This window comes from Psychrobacter sp., from assembly GCF_030457785.1.
Lineage (GTDB): Bacteria > Pseudomonadota > Gammaproteobacteria > Pseudomonadales > Moraxellaceae > Psychrobacter.
In genome coordinates this window covers 1-1,969 of the sequence record NZ_JAKDUI010000292.1, presented here as the reverse complement: position 1 = coordinate 1,969, position 1,969 = coordinate 1, and the positions used below count along the sequence as shown (strand labels likewise).

Annotated in this window: 4 protein-coding genes; 2 read left to right on the top strand and 2 right to left on the bottom strand. The window is 39.0% G+C overall.

Annotated features, from left to right (window positions below):
• Positions 1-123: 123 nt before the first annotated feature.
• Both L0J61_RS10665 and L0J61_RS10660 read left to right on the top strand, forming a co-directional pair.
• Entirely contained in the window at positions 124-615 is a 492-nt protein-coding gene (locus L0J61_RS10665) for a CidA/LrgA family protein (protein ID WP_192520905.1), read from the top strand.
• A 9-nt stretch (positions 616-624) separates the two neighbouring features.
• Positions 625-1,323: an LrgB family protein gene (locus L0J61_RS10660; protein ID WP_192520907.1), complete on the top strand. Its 699-nt coding sequence runs from the start codon at positions 625-627 to the stop codon at positions 1,321-1,323.
• A gap of 10 nt (positions 1,324-1,333) precedes the next feature.
• Here L0J61_RS10660 and L0J61_RS10720 read toward each other — a convergent pair whose 3' ends face one another.
• Complete coding sequence (locus L0J61_RS10720) at positions 1,334-1,480, bottom strand: transposase (RefSeq protein ID WP_367651957.1); 147 nt, start codon at positions 1,478-1,480, stop codon at positions 1,334-1,336.
• 43 nt (positions 1,481-1,523) lie between these two features.
• Positions 1,524-1,865 carry an IS630 transposase-related protein gene (locus L0J61_RS10655; protein WP_058025959.1) on the bottom strand — a complete coding sequence of 114 codons (342 nt, stop codon included), beginning with the start codon at positions 1,863-1,865 and terminating at the stop codon, positions 1,524-1,526.
• Positions 1,866-1,969: the final 104 nt, after the last annotated feature.

The window sequence follows — 1,969 nt, the reverse complement described above, 5'->3', positions numbered from 1 at the left end:
ACATTTAAGAGAAAGAACGAAATTTATTATAGAAATTGGGAATAAAAATAAAAATATAATTCATAATTTATGACTATAGTATTTTTATAATAAGTAGTCTCTAATCAACAAACAACAACTATTATGCGTAATCTTAATCTTCGTCTATCCTCCTGTTTTTTAGCTAAAACAAAACTGGCACTTCAAAGGTTCTATGGCCAATCATGGCTTCATGTCCTTATGCAATGCGCTATTATCGCAGCTGTCTGGTATTGTGCTGCGATATTGGTTGAGTTATTGCATTTACCCGTATCCTCAGGCGTCTTAGGAGTATCTTTAATGCTGATCTTATTAATGAGTGGTGCTATCAAGGTTAACTGGGTCAGACTGGGGGCAAAATTTGTTTTGGGTGAATTAGTATTAATGTTTATCCCACTTATGATGTCAATACTTCAATACAAGGCGCTATTTATCAGTAAGGGCTGGCAATTAATGCTGACAATTATCTTAAGTACCGCGATGGTGATGTTAAGCTCAGCATTAACCTTTATTATGGTGCACCGTTTGCAACGTAGATTGTATCGACATCAGATTCATAAAGCCCAATTAAACCTAAAAAATAATGATAATGTGTGAGGATTTACAATGAATGTCTGGTCAATCCTTTGTCTCATTTGGACATTAGCTGCTTATTATATGGCTAAAGTAATCTATGTGCGCTATCGAAAATCTTGGCTAAACCCAGCTATCACGGTTCCAGTAATAACGCTTTCATTAATGATTATCTTTAATATCTCTTATGATACTTATTGGAAAGATACAGCTTGGATTGTGCAGTTACTTGCCCCCGCAACGGTTGCGTTTGCTATACCTATTTATGAATATCGTCGTTTAATACGTCGACATGCTTTGGCTTTGACCGCTTCCATAACTGTCGGGATGGTGGTGGGAGTCTTAAGCATATACCTATTCACTGGTTTGTTCCACTTTGATAAGACCTTGACCTATAGCTTGATGGCCCGTTCAATATCGACACCATTTGCGTTAGACTTATCTGAAAAAATTCACGGATCTTCCTCTTTAGTCTCATTGTTTACTTTGATCACAGGGATGGTGGGAATGATTTTAGGGGATATGATTTTGACTTTTTTTCGTATTCGCTCACATCTTGCAAATGGAATCGCATTTGGTAATGCATCACACGGTTTTGGTACAGCCCGGGCAAGTCAGCGCAATGAGGACGAGGGCGTTATAGCTAGTTTAACAATGATTTTAGCGGGATTGTTTATGGTATTCTTAGGCCCTTCATTAATACATGGCGTAATGTTATTTGGGCAAGTTTAAACAAATATAGTCAATCCAACTTAAAGTTGTAACAGCAGACATTGCTGAATAAGTGATTTAGATTATTCTCACCCCAGCCTTGCCTGAGCGTTTTTACTTCAGCCCACTTCTTCTCAATAAGATTTAAATCAGGACTGTAAGGCGGTAGCCATAGAATACGGTGACCATGTCGGTTTAATAGCTTTTTGATACGTTTGTTCTTATGAAATCTGGTACTCGAGCATAGCTCTCCCCTTGCACTCGGGCAAAGCAGTGCTTTGCTTTATCCTCGCTTTCATGGCAGCTTCTACGCCGGATTTACTACAGCCCAAACGAGCAGCTCTTTCATAGTAGTAAGCGTCAGGATAGTCAGTAATGTCTTGTTTTAGGGCATCATTAGATATTTTGCGCGGTGCTCTGACGATGGGCTTGATACTGATGTCTTTTTTCCAGTTAATAATGGTGGTGGGACTCATATCATAAAGCTTGGCTGCGGTGCGCACGCTCATGCCTTGTTCAAGAGACTGTAGTACCTTTTTACGAAGGGTAATGGGGTATGTCATGGTAATTAGCGAGCTGGAATTTAGAATTATCGTAACAGTTCTTGGTAGGGTGAGCTATGCTGAAGAAACCGTAGAGGTAAACTTGGTAAACTAAGCGTATTAAT

Excerpts from the sequence above, each read along its gene's own strand:
- L0J61_RS10665 (WP_192520905.1), top strand. The coding sequence starts at position 124 with ATGCGTAATCTTAATCTTCGTCTATCCTCCTGTTTTTTAGCTAAAACA.
- L0J61_RS10660 (WP_192520907.1), top strand. The coding sequence starts at position 625 with ATGAATGTCTGGTCAATCCTTTGTCTCATTTGGACATTAGCTGCTTAT.
- L0J61_RS10655 (WP_058025959.1), bottom strand. The coding sequence starts at position 1,865 with ATGACATACCCCATTACCCTTCGTAAAAAGGTACTACAGTCTCTTGAA.